This window comes from Microvirga sp. KLBC 81 (assembly GCF_003075415.1).
Classification (GTDB): Bacteria; Pseudomonadota; Alphaproteobacteria; order Rhizobiales; family Beijerinckiaceae; genus Microvirga.
In genome coordinates this window covers 164,082-181,495 of sequence record NZ_QDAH01000003.1, presented here as the reverse complement: position 1 = coordinate 181,495, position 17,414 = coordinate 164,082, and the positions used below count along the sequence as shown (strand labels likewise).

General features: G+C 63.7%; 13 protein-coding genes and 1 tRNA gene. 7 read left to right on the top strand and 7 right to left on the bottom strand.

Translation table 11 applies throughout. The features are described 5' to 3' along the window. Nucleotides 1-139: 139 nt before the first annotated feature. Together DC522_RS03670 and DC522_RS03665 are read right to left on the bottom strand one after the other, a co-directional pair. Nucleotides 140-215: transfer RNA gene (locus DC522_RS03670), tRNA-Ala, on the bottom strand. A gap of 83 nt (nt 216-298) precedes the next feature. Further along, a complete protein-coding gene (locus DC522_RS03665) occupies nt 299-676 on the bottom strand; it encodes a TIGR02300 family protein (protein WP_116527344.1) in 378 nt (125 codons plus the stop codon). 172 nt (nt 677-848) lie between these two features. On the opposite strand from DC522_RS03665, the gene aroA reads away from it, so the two are divergent. The 4 genes from aroA (at nt 849) to DC522_RS03645 (ending at nt 4,090) form a co-directional block, all read left to right on the top strand. Continuing rightward, a complete protein-coding gene (aroA, locus tag DC522_RS03660) occupies nt 849-2,195 on the top strand; it encodes a 3-phosphoshikimate 1-carboxyvinyltransferase (protein WP_116527343.1) in 1,347 nt (448 codons plus the stop codon). A 6-nt stretch (nt 2,196-2,201) separates the two neighbouring features. Continuing rightward, a complete protein-coding gene (gene cmk, locus DC522_RS03655; RefSeq protein ID WP_116527342.1) occupies nt 2,202-2,825 on the top strand; it encodes a (d)CMP kinase in 624 nt (207 codons plus the stop codon). Between the two features lie 77 nt (nt 2,826-2,902). Next, a complete protein-coding gene (locus tag DC522_RS03650) occupies nt 2,903-3,703 on the top strand; it encodes a DUF1194 domain-containing protein (RefSeq protein ID WP_116527341.1) in 801 nt (266 codons plus the stop codon). Between the two features lie 9 nt (nt 3,704-3,712). Continuing rightward, nucleotides 3,713-4,090 (top strand): methylglyoxal synthase, encoded by a 378-nt coding sequence (locus DC522_RS03645; RefSeq protein ID WP_116527340.1) that lies wholly within the window; start codon nt 3,713-3,715, stop codon nt 4,088-4,090. Between the two features lie 133 nt (nt 4,091-4,223). Here DC522_RS03645 and hrpB read toward each other — a convergent pair whose 3' ends face one another. The 3 genes from hrpB to DC522_RS03630 form a co-directional block, all read right to left on the bottom strand. Further along, nucleotides 4,224-6,689, bottom strand: a complete 2,466-nt coding sequence (gene hrpB / locus DC522_RS03640; RefSeq protein ID WP_116527339.1) for an ATP-dependent helicase HrpB — start codon at nt 6,687-6,689, stop codon at nt 4,224-4,226. A 41-nt stretch (nt 6,690-6,730) separates the two neighbouring features. Then, the gene (locus DC522_RS03635) at nt 6,731-7,351 is read right to left on the bottom strand and encodes an HAD family phosphatase (RefSeq protein ID WP_116527338.1); all 621 of its coding nucleotides are present in this window, start codon (nt 7,349-7,351) and stop codon (nt 6,731-6,733) included. Between the two features lie 228 nt (nt 7,352-7,579). Beyond that, nucleotides 7,580-9,871, bottom strand: coding sequence for an NADP-dependent malic enzyme (locus DC522_RS03630; RefSeq protein ID WP_116527337.1), 2,292 nt, complete (start codon nt 9,869-9,871; stop codon nt 7,580-7,582). A 149-nt stretch (nt 9,872-10,020) separates the two neighbouring features. Between DC522_RS03630 and mutS the strand changes: the two genes are divergently transcribed. Then, nucleotides 10,021-12,747 carry a DNA mismatch repair protein MutS gene (gene mutS, locus DC522_RS03625; RefSeq protein ID WP_116527336.1) on the top strand — a complete coding sequence of 909 codons (2,727 nt, stop codon included), beginning with the start codon at nt 10,021-10,023 and terminating at the stop codon, nt 12,745-12,747. A 50-nt stretch (nt 12,748-12,797) separates the two neighbouring features. Here the strand turns inward: mutS and DC522_RS03620 are convergent, their stop codons facing one another. Further along, the gene (locus tag DC522_RS03620) at nt 12,798-13,253 is read right to left on the bottom strand and encodes a response regulator (RefSeq protein WP_116527335.1); all 456 of its coding nucleotides are present in this window, start codon (nt 13,251-13,253) and stop codon (nt 12,798-12,800) included. Nucleotides 13,254-13,648: 395 nt separating this feature from the next. Between DC522_RS03620 and DC522_RS03610 the strand changes: the two genes are divergently transcribed. Further along, complete coding sequence (locus DC522_RS03610; RefSeq protein WP_116527333.1) at nt 13,649-15,184, top strand: YifB family Mg chelatase-like AAA ATPase; 1,536 nt, start codon at nt 13,649-13,651, stop codon at nt 15,182-15,184. Nucleotides 15,185-15,316: 132 nt separating this feature from the next. Beyond that, nucleotides 15,317-16,243, top strand: a complete 927-nt coding sequence (locus tag DC522_RS03605) for a GNAT family N-acetyltransferase (RefSeq protein WP_205769486.1) — start codon at nt 15,317-15,319, stop codon at nt 16,241-16,243. Here DC522_RS03605 and queG read toward each other — a convergent pair. Continuing rightward, entirely contained in the window at nt 16,231-17,385 is a 1,155-nt protein-coding gene (queG, locus tag DC522_RS03600) for a tRNA epoxyqueuosine(34) reductase QueG (RefSeq protein ID WP_116527331.1), read from the bottom strand. The genes DC522_RS03605 and queG overlap by 13 nt on opposite strands. Between the last annotated feature and the right edge of the window lie 29 nt (nt 17,386-17,414).

Sequence of the window (17,414 nt, the reverse complement as noted above, 5' to 3'; positions counted from 1 at the left end):
TCCTTGCCTTAGCTTAAGGCGAAGCGACTAAAAATGAAGATCGCCGCCCTTTCCATGAGACAAAGGGCTGATGCACCGCACAAAATAAAGCGAAACAACAAAAAAGCCGCCCGAGAGGGCGGCCTTTTTGAAGAAAATTTGGTGGAGCCAGGCGGGATCGAACCGCCGACCTCTTGCATGCCATGCAAGCGCTCTCCCAGCTGAGCTATGGCCCCATCGAAGTCCGCGGTGTTTGGGGCACCGCAGCGGGTCACTGCTAGATGCAGCGGCGTCTCTATAGTCGTCTATTCGACGAGGTTCAAGCCTCTTCGTCGTCTTCCAGATCGCTATCGATCAGATCCGACACGTCATCGTCGCCCTCTTCCTCGTCCTCGAGGAAGGTGTCGTCGGTGTCGTCGTCGCCCACGTCGATATCGTCATCGACCGGGATATCCTTTTCGTTCTCGCCGGCCTCGACCTCATCGAGGGAGACCATCTCCGGCCCGGCGTTTTCCAGCTCGGTATCCTCGTCATCATCGGAGGAGCGAGCGACCGCGGGCGCAGCGGCGCGGCTCAGGGCCACAGCCTGGAAGACGGTGCCGCATTTCGGGCAGACCGCCGGGTCCCTGTTGAGATCGTAGAATTTCGCGCCGCAGCTCATGCACTGGCGCTTCAAGCCGAGTTCCGGTTTGGCCACGGGTGATTGCCTCTAGAGTGGATGGTTGGGAACGCTCCCGTTAGTCATGAGGGGAGGCCTTGTCAAATAGGAAATTGCATAGAAGGGGCTACCCCCTGCCACCTTGCGCGTGACGGCGCGAAATGACCGTGTTAGAGCCCGCCTCGAAGAGAAGGCTCAAGGAACTAAGACAATGTCGCACGCGCATGGCCCTGCCTCCCCCGTCTCCAGCAGGTCTGGAAATGCCCTGAAAGGGCGCATCCGCGTTCCCGGCGACAAGTCCATTTCCCACCGCTCCATGATCTTTGGGCTCCTTTCCATTGGCGAGACGCGCGTCGAGGGGCTTCTGGAAGGCGATGACGTGCTGCGCACGGCGGCAGCCTGCCGGGCCCTTGGCGCCATCATCGATCGGGACGCCCCGGGCCGCTGGCGGGTGAAGGGCGTGGGCATCGGCGGCCTCGTCGAGCCCAAGGACATCCTTGATTTCGGCAATGCAGGCACGGGTTCACGCCTCATGATGGGCGTGGCCGGCAGCCACCCCATCACCACGACCTTTGACGGCGATGCCTCTCTCCGCAAGCGCCCCATGCGCCGCATTCTCGATCCGCTCGTGCAGATGGGCGTGACGGTCGTGAGCGAAGCCGAAGGCGGCCGCGTCCCCCTGACCCTGCGCGGGCCCAAGGAAACGATCCCGATCACCTATGAGACTCCGGCGGCTTCGGCCCAGATCAAGTCGGCCATCCTGCTGGCTGGCCTCAACTCCCCCGGCCGCACCACCGTGATCGAGCGCGAGGCGACCCGCGATCACACGGAGCGGATGCTGCGCCATTTCGGCGCAACGGTTGAGGTGAAGCCCCACGGCGTCGATGGCCGCGCCATCACCCTCCAGGGCCAGCCGGAGCTTCGCGGCACGGACATCGTGGTGCCGACCGACCCCTCCTCCGCCGCCTTCCCGCTGGTGGCGGCACTCATCACCCCCGGCTCGGATGTTGTCCTTGAAGGCGTGATGATGAACCCTCTGCGCACCGGCCTCATCACAACCCTTCTGGAAATGGGCGCCTCGATCGAGCGGCTGAACGAGCGCGACGAGGGCGGTGAGACCGTGGCGGACCTGCGCGTGCGCCACAGCAAGCTCACCGGCGTCACGGTTTCCCAAGGTCGGGCTCCGGCCATGATCGACGAATACCCGATCCTCGCGGTCGCCGCCTCCTTTGCCGAGGGCACCACCCGCATGCAGGGCCTCCACGAGCTGCGCGTGAAGGAATCGGACCGTCTGGCCGCCGTGGCGGCGGGCCTCGCCGAAGCGGGCGTGGAGCATGAAATCCAGGGCGACGACCTGATCGTCCATGGTTCCAAGACGGTGCGCGGCGGCGGCAATCCGGTTGCGACTCATCTCGATCATCGCATTGCCATGTCCTTCCTCGTGATGGGCCTTGCCACGCAGGAGCCGGTGACGGTGGACGATGGCGCCATGATCATGACCAGCTTCCCCACTTTCATCCCGCTCATGCGCGAACTCGGCGCCACAATTCAGGACTAGGCCGGCATGATCATCGCGATTGACGGCCCCGCCGCCTCGGGCAAGGGAACCTTGGGCAAGCGCCTCTCGGAGCATTTCGGCTTCGCGCATCTCGACACGGGCCTTCTCTACCGAGCCGTCGCGCGTGTGATGCTCGACCGGGAGATCGCCCTGGCCGAGCGGGACGCAGCCCATGAGGTGGCGCTCAATCTTGATGTGACCCACCTCGACGATCCGCGCCTGCGGGGCGCCCAGATAGGCGAGGCCGCCTCGGTCGTTTCCGGCTACCAGCCGGTTCGCGACGCGCTCCTCGCCTTCCAGCGTCAGTTCGCCGAGCAGCCCCCCGGAGCCGTGCTCGACGGGCGGGATATCGGCACCGTGGTCTGCCCTCACGCAGACGTGAAGCTCTTCATTACGGCCGCCCCCGAGGAGCGCGCCCGCCGCCGCCACCTCGAGCTCCTGAAGAGAGGCGAGCAGACGGAATACGCGACCATTCTCGAGGATATCCGCCGCCGCGACGAGCGTGACATGAATCGAGCGACTGCTCCCCTGAAGCCCGCGGCAGATGCGATCATCCTCGATACGACGCATCTCGATGCCGAGGCGGCCTTCCAGGCGGCTCTCGACCTTGTCAAAGCCAAGGTTGCTTAACCAAAACGTGACCTTGCGTCAGCTTCAGAAGCTGGCACACTGAACGAACCAGTCCGCCTCCGCTTAAGGAGCATTCGATGGTTCGCTTAGGCCTTACCCATCTGGCAGCAGGACTCGTCCTGCTGTGGAGCTGTCTTGCTCCGCCGGCCCGGGCCGAAACCGAGGTCGACCTCGCCCTCGTGATCGCCGTCGATATCTCCTTTTCCATGGATACGGACGAGCAGGCCCTGCAGCGAGAGGGCTTCGCGCAAGCCTTCCGCTCTTCGCAGGTTCACGACGCCATCCGCAGCGGCATGCTGGGCAAGATCGCGGTCACCTACATGGAATGGGCCGGATCGCCGGACCAGAAGGTGATCGTACCCTGGACCATTCTCGACAACCCAGAGAGCCTGATGGCCTTCGCGGACAAGGTCGCCTCGACTCCTTTGAGGCGCGCGCAGCGCACCTCGATTTCCGGCGCCATCGATTTCAGCGTGAAGCTGCTTGACGACAGCGACGTCCAGGCCACGCGGCAAGTCATCGATATCTCAGGAGATGGCCCTAACAACCAGGGCCGAGGCGTGGTGCAGGCACGTGATGAGGCGCTCGCGAAGGGGATCACCATCAATGGGCTGCCGATCATGCTGCGCAAGCCCGGTTATCTCGACATCCCCGAGCTCGATATCTATTACAAGGATTGCGTGATCGGCGGCCAAGGGGCCTTCACGGTTCCCGTTCGAGAACGCGACCAGTTCATCGATGCTATCAAGACCAAGATCCTGCTTGAGATCGCCAATCTCATGCCCGAGCAGCCTCCCCTCATCAACCGCATTCAGAGCGCGTCCCCCACGAACTGCCTGGCCGGCGAGATGCAGTGGCGTGACCGCTGGAGCAACTGAGCCTCACTCATGAAGAAGCTGACTTTGGCGCTTGTGGCCCACGACGCCAAGAAAGACGACATGGCCGACTTCGTCGCCATGTTCGAGAATGACATTCGCCCTTTCACGCTCTTTGCCACCGGCACCACCGGCGGACGCGTGATGGAGCGCTGCCCTTCTCTTTCTGTCACGCGCCTGAAGAGCGGCCCGCTCGGCGGTGACCAGCAGATCGGCGCGATGATCGCGGAAGGAAAGATCGACGCGCTGTTCTTCTTCGTCGATCCGCTCTCGCCCCATCCGCACGACGTGGACGTGAAGGCGCTGATGCGTCTCGCGCTCGTCTACAACATCCCCATGGCTCTCAACCGTGCCACGGCGGAACGGCTGATCAAGTCTTTTAGGGATTAAGCTCTCATCATAGCCTCACCCTGAGGAGCGCAGCGTCTCGAAGGGCGAGGCATCTCCAGAGAGCACTGGATCGTCCTTCGAGACGCCGCTTCGCGGCTCCTCGGCATGAGGGGAGTGCCTTCGGAAGAATAATTTAAGTCCCGCGCGGTTTCGCGCGGCGCGTCGGCGGCGCGGTGAGCGGATCGTCCGGCCAGGAATGTTTTGGATACTGCCCGCGCATATCGGCACGCACCGCCGCCCATGAGCCGCGCCAGAAGCCCGGAAGATCGCGGGTGATCTGGATCGGCCGTTGCGCAGGCGAGAGAAGGTGCAGGATCAGCGGCACGCGTCCCGCAGCAATCGTGGGATGCTTGTCGAGACCGAACAGTTCCTGCACGCGCACGGCGAGGACCGGCCCCTCCTCCGCGCCATAATCGATGGCGATCTGCGAGCCCGTCGGCACCTCGATATGCGTCGGTGCCTCGGCATCGAGACGGCGCTGCAGGTTCCATGGCAAGAGGCTGCGCAGCGCCTCGCTCAAGAGATCGGGACCGACATCGTTGAGGCTCGTCTTGCCGACGAGATGCGGCGCGAGCCATTCCTCCACCGTCTCGGTCAAAGCCTCATCGGAGAGATCCGGCCACTCCTCGCCTTCCGCCTTGCGCAGGAACATCACGCGCTCGCGCCATTGCGCCAGTGCCTTCGACCATGGCAGCGCATCGAGCCCCAAGGACACGAGACCTTTGGCAAGCGCTTGTGCGGCCTCCTCCGTGGCTGGCACTTTCAGCGGGCGCTCGTTGAACACGAGCGCCCCGAGACGGCGCACGCCACGCGCCCGCAGCGCCTTGGCCTGACGGTCGAAAGCCACCTCGTCTGTCTGCTCGATATGATCCCCGAAAGCAGCCTCGATCTCTTCCATCGCAATCGGCGCGGCCGCGAGAATGCGCGCGGAGGCAGCGCCGCCTGCAATCTCGGCAATGGCGAGATAAGGCTCCTTCGCCAAACGCTCATGCGCTTCGAGCGACGCCCCGCGGCCATTGGCCATGAGATACTCGCCCGGCTTCCCGCGCGCTTTCGCAAGACGGTCCGGATAAGCGAGCGTGAGCAGTGCACCCCATGAACGCGGCTCGCCCTTGGAAGAGCCTGTCTGAGCCTTCGTCCAGCCTTCAGCCATGCGCCGCATGTCTTCCGCACGGCGCGAGCGGTCGCGACGGAAGCGCTCTACACGCTCCGACAGATCGACCATATCGCCGCCAAGGCCGCGCTCGACGAGAACGGCGGCGAGATCCGCCGCATCGCGGGCCTGCCCGCTTTCGCCTGCCATCAGCACCATGCGTGCGAGGCGCGGCGGCAGAGGCAGGTCGCGCAAACGCCGGCCTGTATCCGTCATGCGGCCCTCATCATCGAGCGCTTCGAGCTGCTGAAGAAGAGTGCGTGCCTCCTTCACGGCCGGAGCCGGAGGAGGATCGAGGAAGGCAAGCGTCGAAGGATCGGTCACACCCCAGGCCGCGCAATCGAGAAGCAAGGGTGCAAGATCGGCCGCGAGAATTTCCGGCCGCACGAAAGGCTCGAGCGCCCCGGTCGCTGCCTCCTCCCACAAGCGATAGCAGACGCCCGGTTCCGTACGGCCCGCGCGGCCACGGCGCTGATCGGCTGCGGCGCGCGAGACACGCATGGTTTCAAGCCGTGTGAGGCCGATATTCGGTTCATAGACCGGCACACGCGCGAGACCGGAATCGATCACCACGCGAACGCCTTCGATCGTGAGCGAGGTTTCGGCAATGGATGTGGCGAGCACCACCTTGCGGCGCCCTGGCTTTGCAGGACTCACGGCAAGATCCTGCTCACCCCGATCGAGCGCGCCATAGAGCGGTGCGATATCGATGGCGGGATCGCTGATGCGCTCGCGCAGAAGCGTCTCGACGCGGCGGATTTCGCCCTGCCCCGGCAGGAAGACGAGGATCGAGCCGCCCTCCGCGCGCAAGGCTCGCGTGGCGGCGTCCGCCACCTGCTCCTCGATGCGGCGATTGGGATCGCGCCCGAGATAGCGCGTTTCGACCGGATAGGCGCGGCCTTCGGATTCGATGACAGGTGCATCGCTTAGGAGCCTTGCCACGCGAGCGCCATCGAGCGTTGCCGACATCACGAGCAGGCGCAGATCCTCGCGCAAACCTCCCTGCGCATCGAGCGCGAGGGCAAGGCCGAGATCGGCATCGAGCGAACGCTCGTGGAATTCGTCGAAGAGCACGGCAGCAATGCCGTCGAGGGTCGGATCGTCGAGGATCATGCGGGCAAAGACGCCTTCGGTCACCACCTCGACCCGCGTCTTACGGCTGATCCTGGAGCCGAGGCGCACGCGAAGCCCCACCGTCTCGCCAACCTGCTCGCCCAGCGTCTGCGCCATGCGCTCGGCTGCGGCGCGCGCCGCGAGGCGACGAGGCTCCAGCACGATGATCTTATCCCCCTGCACCCAGGGTTCGTCGAGCAGCACGAGCGGCACGCGCGTTGTCTTGCCTGCACCGGGCGGGGCAACCAGCACCGCATTGGCACGTGCCCGCAGGCTCGCCGTGAGAGGGCCAAGAACCGCATCGATAGGAAGGGAGGTGTCGAAAACGCGCATGCCGCCTGATGGCTCAAGCCGGGTCGAAGAGCAAGCGATCGTCAGACCGGGAAGCCATAACGCCGAAGCTCGGCGGCGAGATCGATCTGCTCGTCGGGATAATGGATCGCGTGCATGCCCACATTGCGCGCCGCCTCGATATTGGCCCGCGAGTCGTCGATGAACACGCAATCCCCTGCCTCAAGACCATAGCGGTCGAGGAGGAGGTGATAGATGGCAGGGTCCGGCTTCAGGAGCCGCTCGTCGCCCGAGACGATGATGCCGTCAAAATCAGCCAGGAACGGAAAGCGCTGCTTTGCCAGGACAAGCTTCTGGCCCGAAAAGTTCGTGATGCAGTAATTCGGCACCCCGGCTTCCCGCAGTTGCAGAAGCAGGGCCACGTTCTGCTCGTAGGCGCCATCCACGGTCTCCGTCCAGCGCTCGTGGAAGGCGCGGATCGCGCTCTCGTGCTTCGGATGATCCTGCACGAGAAGGGCCACGGCCTCGTCCCAGTCCCGGCCGCGATCCTGTTCCACGTTCCAGTCGTGGGTGCAGACATGGCTCAGGAACCACTCCATCTCCGCCTCGTCCTCGAAGATCTGGCGGTAGAGATGGCGCGGGTCCCAGCGCAGCAGGACATTACCGATGTCGAACACGATTGTGGTGGGTTGGCGAACGCTCACAATTGCCCCTCATGATTGGTCAATAGGCCTTTATCCCTTCCGCCCCCCGTCTGGCCATTCGTCAAATCGGCACGGCTGCCTCTGATGAGGCAACTCAATAACCTCTTTGATGTACCAATTGTGAAGCCTGGGTAGATCAGCGCCGGTATTGGCGTACGGAATGCAACTCCCGACCGGCGGAGAGACCCTCTCCCCGCCTCTCATACGCCGCATCCTCCGTAGAGCCGATCAGCCGCCGATATTGTAGGCAGCCAGCGCCGCCATGTTGACGATGTCGTTGTCGGTCGCGCCGAGCGAGACGATCTGCACCGGCTTGTCGAGGCCCACCACCAGCGGCCCCATGACCATGGCGCCGCCGAGTTCCTGCAGCATCTTCGTCGAGATCGATGCGGAGTGGAAAGCGGGCATGACCAGCACGTTCGCCGGGCCCGTGAGGCGGCAGAACGGATACTGCGCCATCAGATCGCGACTGAGCGCCACGTCAGCCGACATCTCGCCGTCGTACTCGAAATCGACGCGCATGCCATCGAGGATCTGCACGGCCTCCTGGATCTTCTCCGCGCGCTCGGCACGGGGATGCCCGAAAGTGGAGAAAGACAGGAGCGCCACGCGCGGCTCGTAGCCGAGACGACGAGCGACGCCTGCGGATTCAATGGCGATTTCAGCGATTTCCTGCGCGCTCGGCATTTCGTGAATGGCCGTATCCGCCACGAGAACCGTGCGACCACGCGCAAGGCACAGCGAAACGCCGATGACGCGATGGCCGGGCTTGGGATCGATCACGTGAAGCACGTCCGTGAGCGCCGTGGAATAGTTGCGGGTCGCACCCGTCACCATGGCATCCGCATCGCCCAGAGCCACCATGGAGGCGGCAAAGTGGTTGCGATCCTGATTGATCATGCGCTGGCAATCGCGGAACAGATAGCCCTTGCGCTGCAGGCGCTCGTAGAGGAACTGCGCATAGGTGCTGTTGCGGTGGGACAGCCGCGCATTGTGGATCTCGATGCCTTCGCGGCCTTCGAGATCGATGCCGGCATGAGCCGCCGTTTCGAAAATCCGCTCCTCGCGTCCGACCAGGATGGCACGGCCAAGCCCCTGGTTGACGAAGGAGATCGCGGCGCGGATGACCTTCTCTTCCTCGCCTTCCGCGAACACCACGCGCTTGGGCATCTTGCGCACGCGCTCGAAGATGCGATTGAGCGTGCCGGCCACCGGGTCGCGGCGGGCGGAGAGGTGCGCCTTGTAGGCCTTCATGTCGACGATAGGACGACGTGCGACGCCGGTATCCATCGCCGCCTGCGCCACAGCCATCGGGATGGTATGGATCAGCCGGGGATCGAACGGCACGGGAATGATGTATTCGCGGCCAAAGCGCGGACGTGCGCCCTGATAGGCGGCAGCCACCTCATCGGGCACATCCTCGCGCGCGAGTTCCGCAATTGCCTGCGCGGCGGCGATCTTCATCTCCATGTTGATGGTGGTCGCCTGCACATCGAGCGCGCCGCGGAAGATGTAGGGGAACCCAAGGACATTGTTGACCTGGTTCGGATAATCCGAGCGGCCCGTGGCGATGATCACGTCATCACGAATGCGCGCCACTTCCTCCGGGGTGATTTCCGGGTCGGGATTGGCCATCGCAAAGATGATCGGATTGGGCGCCATGGAGCGGACCATCTCATCCGTGAACGCGCCCTTGGCGGAGAGGCCGAACACGGCATCGGCCCCCTTCAAGGCGTCGGCCAGGGTGCGCGCATCCGTGTCGGCGGCATGCGCGGACTTCCACTGGTTCATGCCCTCGGTACGTCCCTTGTAGATCACGCCCTTCGTGTCGCAGAGAATCACGTTGTTGGGCGCAAAGCCCATGGCCTTCAGAAGCTCGGTGCAGGCGATACCCGCAGCGCCGGCACCGTTCACCACGAGCTTGGTCTTGGCCATGTCGCGGCCCGTCAGGTGCAGCGCGTTGATGAGGCCAGCCGCCGCGATGATCGCGGTGCCGTGCTGGTCGTCATGGAAGACGGGGATATCCATGAGCTCGCGCAGGCGCTCTTCGATGATGAAGCATTCGGGCGCCTTGATGTCTTCGAGATTGATGCCGCCGAAGGACGGACCGAGATAGCGCACGCAATTGATGAAGGCGTCCGCATCTTCCGTATCGACCTCGAGGTCGATGGAATCAACATCCGCGAAGCGCTTGAAGAGAACCGACTTGCCTTCCATCACCGGCTTGGAGGCCAAGGCGCCCAAGTTGCCGAGGCCGAGGATCGCCGTGCCATTCGAGATCACCGCCACCATGTTGGAGCGGGTGGTGTAATCGAAGGCGAGCGACGGGTTTTCCGCAATGGCCAGCACCGGCACTGCGACGCCCGGCGAATAGGCGAGAGACAAGTCCCGCTGGGTCGCCATGGGCTTGGTCGGCACTACCTCGAGCTTGCCGGGCCGGCCTTGGGAATGGAACTGCAACGCTTCCTGGTCGGTGAAGGTGGGGCGTTTGCGGCGGGTCGAGGGCATTTCGTCGGTCATGGAACTGTCGTGTTTTGGCGCAGGGGCGCGTTTCCGAAGGGGATGCGACCTTAAGGCCTAGGACACTCCGCCTCAAGACTTGTGCACACCCTCTCTTCAACGCCCATGATACGGGTGAAAGGGAAAGCGGGCTTTGCTACATAAGGCGGATGTCGTCTCAAGCCCTATACCAAGCCTCCGAGAACCCCGAACAGACCTCCCCCGCCGGCCAAAAGCCTGCGCAGGACAGCCGCGTCACGCCCATGATGGCGCAGTATATCGAGATCAAGGCCGCCAATCCGGACAGCCTGCTGTTCTACCGGATGGGGGACTTCTACGAGCTGTTCTTCGAGGATGCGGAGATCGCAAGCCAGGCGCTCGGCATCGTGCTCACCAAGCGCGGGAAGCACCAGGGGCAGGACATCCCTATGTGCGGCGTGCCCATAGACCGGGCGGACGATTATCTCCAGCGCCTCATCGGTTTAGGCCACCGGGTGGCGGTCTGCGAGCAGACCGAGGACCCGGCGGAAGCGAAGAAGCGCGGCTCCAAATCCGTCGTACGCCGGGACGTGGTGCGCCTCGTCACCCCCGGCACCATCACGGAGGAGCGCCTTTTGGAGCCGGGGCGCCCCAATTTCCTGCTCGCTATCGCCCGCCGCCGGCTGTCCGACACGCAATGGTGCTACGGCCTTGCGGCCGTCGATATCTCCACCGGCCATTTCGTGGTGAGCGAGACGGATGCCTTGGGCCTACCTTCGGAAATCGCCCGTTTCGAGCCCCGGGAAATCGTGGTGCCGGATGTCATTCATGACGATCCCGAACTTTCAGGTTTCTGGCGCGAGACCAGGGCGTCCATCACGCCTCTGTCCCGCGAAGGTCTCGATCCGGCCTCCGCCGAACGACGGCTGAAGGAATATTTCGGCGTCGCGACGCTCGATGCCTTCGGCTCCTTCGGCCCTGCCGAGATCACGGCGGCGGGCAGCGTGCTGTTCTACATCGAGAAAACGCAGATCGACAGTCGCCCGGTTCTCAACCCACCCTCCCGCGAGAATGCAGGCGCAGCACTAGCCATTGACGCCGCGACCCGCGCCAATCTCGAACTCACGCGCACGCTGTCCGGCGAACGCGCCGGCAGCCTGCTGGCCACCATCGACTGCACCGTCACGCCCGGCGGCGCACGCTGCCTCGCCGAGCGTCTGGCAGGCCCCCTCACCGACCCGGGCATGATCCGCGAGCGTCAGGATGCGGTGGAATTCCTCGTGGACAATGCGGATCTGCGCGAGCGTCTGCGGCGGATCCTCAAGCGCTCGCCCGATCTGGCGCGCGCCCTCTCCCGCCTGAGCCTCGGGCGCGGCGGACCGCGCGACTTGGCTTGCGTGCGCGACGGGTTGTTCGCAGCGCGCGAGCTCGGTCTTGAACTCGCCATTGCACCCAATCTGCCGAAGGAGCTCTCGGCAAATGCGCAGAAGCTTCAGTCCTTGCGCACGGATGTGGCCGACAAACTCGCGGCGGCACTCGCGGATGAACTACCCCTTCTGAAGCGCGATGGCGGCTTCATTCGCGCCGGCTACGACAGCAACCTGGACGAGCTGCGCGTGCTGCAACAGGATTCACGCCGTTTCATCGCGGCTCTCCAGTCGCGCTACGCCAACGACACCGGCTGCCGCACCTTGCGCGTGAAGCACAACCACATGATCGGCTACTTCGTGGAAGTGCCGCAGAATGTGGGCGAGGATCTGCTCAAAGAGCCGTTGAAGGACACCTTCATCCACCGCCAGACCATGGCGGGCGCAATGCGCTTCTCGACACAGGAGCTGGGTGAGCTTGAGTCCAAGATCGCGTCGGCGGCCGACCGTGCCCTGAAGATCGAGCTCGGCCTGTTCGATGCCATGACGCAGGAGTTACTCGACCTGTCGAGCGATGTTGCCTCCGCCGCCGAAGCAATTGCAGTGATCGACGTGACGGCAGCGCTCGCCGATCTTGCCGTTCGCCTCGACTGGACGCGGCCCGTCGTCGACATGAGCCTTACCTTCACCGTGAAGGAAGGCCGCCATCCAGTGGTCGAGGCCGCCCTCAAGCGCGAAGGGACAGCCTTCATCGCCAACGATTCCGATCTATCGGGCAAGGATGCCGGCCACATCCTGCTGATCACCGGCCCGAACATGGGCGGCAAATCGACCTATCTGCGCCAAAACGCGCTCATCGTCGTGCTCGCACAGATGGGCTCCTTCGTGCCTGCGAAGGAAGCGCATATCGGCGTTGTCGATCGTCTCTTCTCGCGCGTGGGCGCCGCCGACGATCTCGCACGTGGCCGCTCGACCTTCATGGTTGAGATGGTGGAGACGGCCGCCATCCTCAATCAGGCGACTGCACGCTCCCTTGTCATTCTCGACGAGATCGGGCGCGGCACGTCCACCTTCGACGGCTTGTCCATTGCCTGGGCGGCCATCGAACACCTGCACGAAACCAATCGCTGCCGTGCCCTTTTCGCCACCCACTTCCACGAGCTGACGGCTCTTTCCGAGCGTCTGCCACGCATCGCCAACGCGACGCTGAAGGTGACGGAGTGGCACGGCGAAGTGGTGTTCCTGCACGAGGTGGTGCCTGGTGCCGCAGACCGTTCCTACGGTTTGCAGGTCGCGCGTCTCGCAGGTCTTCCTGGCGCTGTCGTCGAGCGGGCCAAGACGATCTTGAGCGAGCTGGAGAAGTCGGACCGCGAGCACCCGAAGCGGGCGCTTGTCGACGACCTTCCACTCTTCGCCGCTCCGGTGCTTGCGGAACCGGTCAAAGCCCCCCAGAAGGATACTTTGCGCGAAGCGCTCGATGCGCTTGATCCCGATCAGATGACTCCGAGAGAGGCGCTGGACGCGCTCTATCGTCTCAAGGCTCAGCGCTAGAGCATCGTCTGCGCGGACCTTCGGTTCCCACGATGCGCTGGAAGATTTCGTCAGGAGCGCTTGGAGCTGCTGTCTTCAGGGCTCATCGCGTCAAAAGGGATGAATGTCATCCGATCGGTGCTGGCAGCTTCCTGCGCCTGCTCGGCGGTGATATAGGCCAGCGCTTCCTTCACGCCACGCTCTGTATAAGGCTTGGCGATGACGCCGCGCGCGCCTGCGAAATCCTCAGGGATGCGCTTGGCGTTGGCTGTCATGAACAGGACGGTGACGTGATGCTGGTCGGAGAGTTTTCGGGCGACATCGATGCCGGTCAGGCCGTCGGCCAAGTGGATATCCACGAAGGCGAGATCGGGTGCGAGTTCACGGCCGAGCGCAACGGCTTCCTCGGACGAGGCCGCAATCCCCACCACATCGTGCCCTGCATCCTGGAGCAGGCTTTCGAGCTCCAGCGCGATGAGGAACTCATCTTCGACGATGAGGATGCGCAAAGGCTTCACCTCACTCAACTCGTGTCTCCTCGGCATCCGCCCGCGTGAGAAATCCAGCCGCTTTACCTGGCTTCCTGTCGCGCCAAGTCAACAACTCTGGCCCCCGCCGAACTTGCAAATTCCACAAGAAATTTCCGAAACGCCCCATCATCATGGGGACATGAGAAAGCTCAGTGCCATCGACTACGATGGCATCGGTCCCCGCCATGATCGTCTTCCCACCCACAAAAGGATTATCCCCCTGAACCGGCTGTCACCCGCTTTGCCGGAGTAGTGGGACTCAACGTCATAAGTTCGGGAGGGTTCCCCAGCCTCCCCAAAAGGTTTGAACAGCGTTGAATTGACCAGAGCGAAACACTATCGCGTTTCAAATGGCCGCGCTAATGTCGCCCCGTTGCGGGAGGTTGAGCCTGATGGTCATGCGCGTTTCCACTGTTGCCTTCGAGGGAATCGAAGCGCGCGCGGTCGACGTGCAGGTGCAGATCTCTCCCGGCACCGTCGCCTTCATGATCGTCGGCCTTCCGGACAAGGCCGTAGCGGAATCCCGAGAGAGGGTACGCTCGGCTCTTATCGCCTCGGGGCTCGCGCTTCCGGCCAAGCGCATCACCGTCAATCTGGCTCCTGCCGACCTGCCGAAGGAAGGCAGTCACTACGACCTCCCCATTGCGCTCGGCGTCATGGCTGCCATCGGGGCGATCCCGGGCGATGCCCTCAACGGCTTTACCGTGCTGGGCGAGTTGGCGCTCGACGGCTCCATCACCTCCGTCGCGGGCGTGTTGCCGGCCGCCATGGCAGCGGTCGAGCGGCAGCACGGGCTGATCTGCCCCGAAGCGTGCGGCTCCGAGGCCGCCTGGGCGAGCAGCGAGCTTGAAATCTTGGCCCCGCGCTCTCTCATTCAGCTCGCCAATCATTTCAAAGGCACGCAGGTCATGGGCCGGCCAGAGCCGGCGATCATGCCCGCCTCAAGCTCCTTACCGGACTTGCGCGATATCAAGGGGCAGGAAAGCGCCAAGCGAACGCTGGAGATCGCAGCAGCCGGTGGCCACAACCTCCTCATGAGCGGCCCTCCCGGCGCAGGCAAGTCGATGCTGGCCCAGCGCCTGCCCTCCATCCTGCCGCCGCTCTCGCCCCGCGAACTCCTGGAGGTTTCCATGGTCCAATCGGTGGCAGGTCTCCTGGCGGATGGCGCGCTCTCAAACCGACGTCCCTTCAGGGCTCCACATCATTCCGCCTCCATGGCCGCCCTCGTGGGCGGCGGCCCCAATGCCAGACCCGGCGAGGTCTCGCTCGCACATCACGGCGTTCTCTTCCTCGACGAGCTGCCCGAGTTCCAGCCACAGGTGCTCGATTCGCTGCGCCAGCCCCTGGAGACGGGAGAGATCCTGATCGCACGGGCGAATCACCGGGTGACTTATCCGGCGCGCTTCCAGCTCGTTGCGGCGATGAACCCGTGCCGTTGCGGCCAGGCGACGGAGCCCGGCTATGTCTGCCGCCGTCAGCCGAACGAACGCTGCATCGCCCAGTACCAGGCGCGGCTCTCTGGCCCGCTTCTCGATCGCATCGATCTCGCCATCGAAGTGCCCGCCGTCACGGCTGCCGACCTGATCCTGCCACCGCCGGAAGAGGGCTCGACCCAGGTCGCCCACCGCGTGGCCGCAGCCCGGAAGCTGCAAGAGAAGCGCTACGCCGCCCTAAGAGAAAAAGGCATCACCACCAATGCAGCCTGCCCGCCGGCCTTGCTGGAAGAGGTCGCCCAGCCCGACTCGGATGGGCTGTCGCTCATCCGCGATGCCGCCAATGCCATGCGTCTTTCCGCACGTGGCTTCCACCGGGTTCTGAAAGTGGGCCGGACACTTGCCGATCTCGATGGGGAAGAGCGTGTGCGGCGCATCCATGTGGCCGAGGCGCTCTCCTATCGCGCTCACACGGACCGCCGCTCGGCGGCATGAAAACTTAGCCGCCGAATCTTGTGAAATCTTGCGGCAGCTGCGATATACTTTGTCACAAAACAGTTTGAAATGACGGCTATGTCACGGCGAAAGACCGGCACATCCACCAGCAGACCGGCCTGCGAGACCAAGATGACTTCTTCCCCGCTGAATGGAACGGCCTCTCCCGTGAAGCCTTCGCTGATCCCGGCCTTAAAGGGGTTTGGCAAGAAGATGGGACGGACGGTGCGCGATTACGGCAGCCTCGATCCCGTTCTCGGACGTATCGGCTCCCTGGAAGTGCGCCTTGCAACGACGACCCAGGAAATCCGGCGTGCACAGAAGCTGCGCTTCAAAGTCTTCTACGAGGAAATGTCCGCCGTACCGCAGGGCGCCGCCGTACTCTCACGCCGTGACGTCGACGAGTACGATTGGATCTGCGATCATCTTCTTGTTCTCGACCATGCTGCGAAGACTGGACCTCTGCGCAGCGCGAAGCCGAAGGTGGTGGGCACCTATCGCCTGCTGCGCCAGGAAATTGCGGAGCGTCATCAGGGTTTCTACACCCGTGGCGAATACGATATTGCGCCTCTGCTGAAGGCGCATTCCTCCTTACGCTTCCTTGAACTCGGCCGATCCTGCGTGCTCGAGCCCTACCGCAACAAGCGCACGGTCGAGTTGCTGTGGCACGGCATCTGGACTTACGTTCTGCACTACAAGATCGATGTGATGATCGGATGTGCGAGCCTTGAGGGCACGAACCCGAAAGATCTCGCGCTCCCCCTGAGCTTCCTGCATCATTACGCCTCCGCCCCCACCGAATGGCAGGCACGCGCGCTGCCGGAGCGCTTCACGCGCATGGACATTCTGCCGAAGGAAGCCGTTGACCCGAAAGCCGCGCTGCATGCCCTGCCACCGCTGATCAAGGGCTATCTACGTTTGGGCGCAACCTTCGGCACAGGCGCTGTGATCGACAAGCAGTTCGGCACGACGGACGTCCTCGTCATCTTGCCCGTCTCTGCCATCAATCCACGCTACATCGACCATTTCGGCCCGGCTGCGAACCGTCACGCCGCGTGAGCGTCTTCTTTCACCGAGAGCACGCGGTTCCATTCCCTGCGCACGTCGGCATCGCTCTCATGCTCGAAACGCTCTGCACTAAGAGGCACGATGGCCTCGTGGGGAAGCAATCTGCCAAGGGCCCAAACCGCCATGGCGCGCACAAGCGGCGATGGATCGTCGAGAAGCCGTACGGCTTCATCCGCCAGAGCCGCGTCGCCGGAATTGCCGATGGCGATCAGCACATTGCGGATGAAGCGATCACGTCCCGTGCGTTTGATCGGGGTCCCTGAGAAGCGCGTGCGGAAGCTCGGATCATCGAGACGTGCAAGCTCGGAAAGCGGGAGAGCCGCGAGATCGTCGCGCTGCATCAGCTTCACCTCGCGGCTGGCTTGCGCGAACTTGTTCCAAGGACAGACCGCGAGACAGTCGTCGCAACCGAAGATCCGGTTGCCGATGCCGGGGCGCAACTCCTCCGGAATGTGACCCTTGTACTCGATGGTCAGATACGAAATGCAGCGTCGCGCATCGAGCTGGAACGGCGCAGGAAATGCGTTTGTCGGGCAGACATCCAGGCAACGGCGGCACGAGCCGCAATGGTTGCGCTCCGGCTCGTCGGCCGGCAGTTCCGCCGTGGTGAAGATCGCGCCCAGGAACAGCCAGTTGCCGAACTCCCGTGAGACGATGACCGTATGCTTGCCCTGGAAGCCGAGGCCTGCTGCTTCCGCCAGAGGCTTCTCCATCACGGGCGCCGTATCCACGAATACCTTCACATCGGATGAAGCCCTGGCGGCGAAGAAGCCTGCGATTTCCTTCAGCTTGCCTTTGATCACATCGTGATAGTCACGGTTGCGGGCATAGATCGAGATCGAGCCGCAATCCTTCTTCGAGAGTGCCGCCAGCGGATCGCTCGTGGGGCCATAGTTGACACCGAGCAGAATGATGCTGCGCACCTCGGGCCAGAGCGTGCGCGGATCGGCGCGACGCTCGGCCGTTTCCACCATCCAGTCCATGGAACCGTGATGGCCTGCCTTAAGCCACGCTTTCAGGCGCTCCGGCGCGAGTGGGATGGAATCCGGCGCCGCGATGCGGATCGTGTCGAAGCCGATCTGCTTGGCGCGTTCGACGAACGCGCGCTTCAGGGCTTCGCCGTCTTGCTTCACGCTTGCCGCATGATCCGGGCGAACAACCG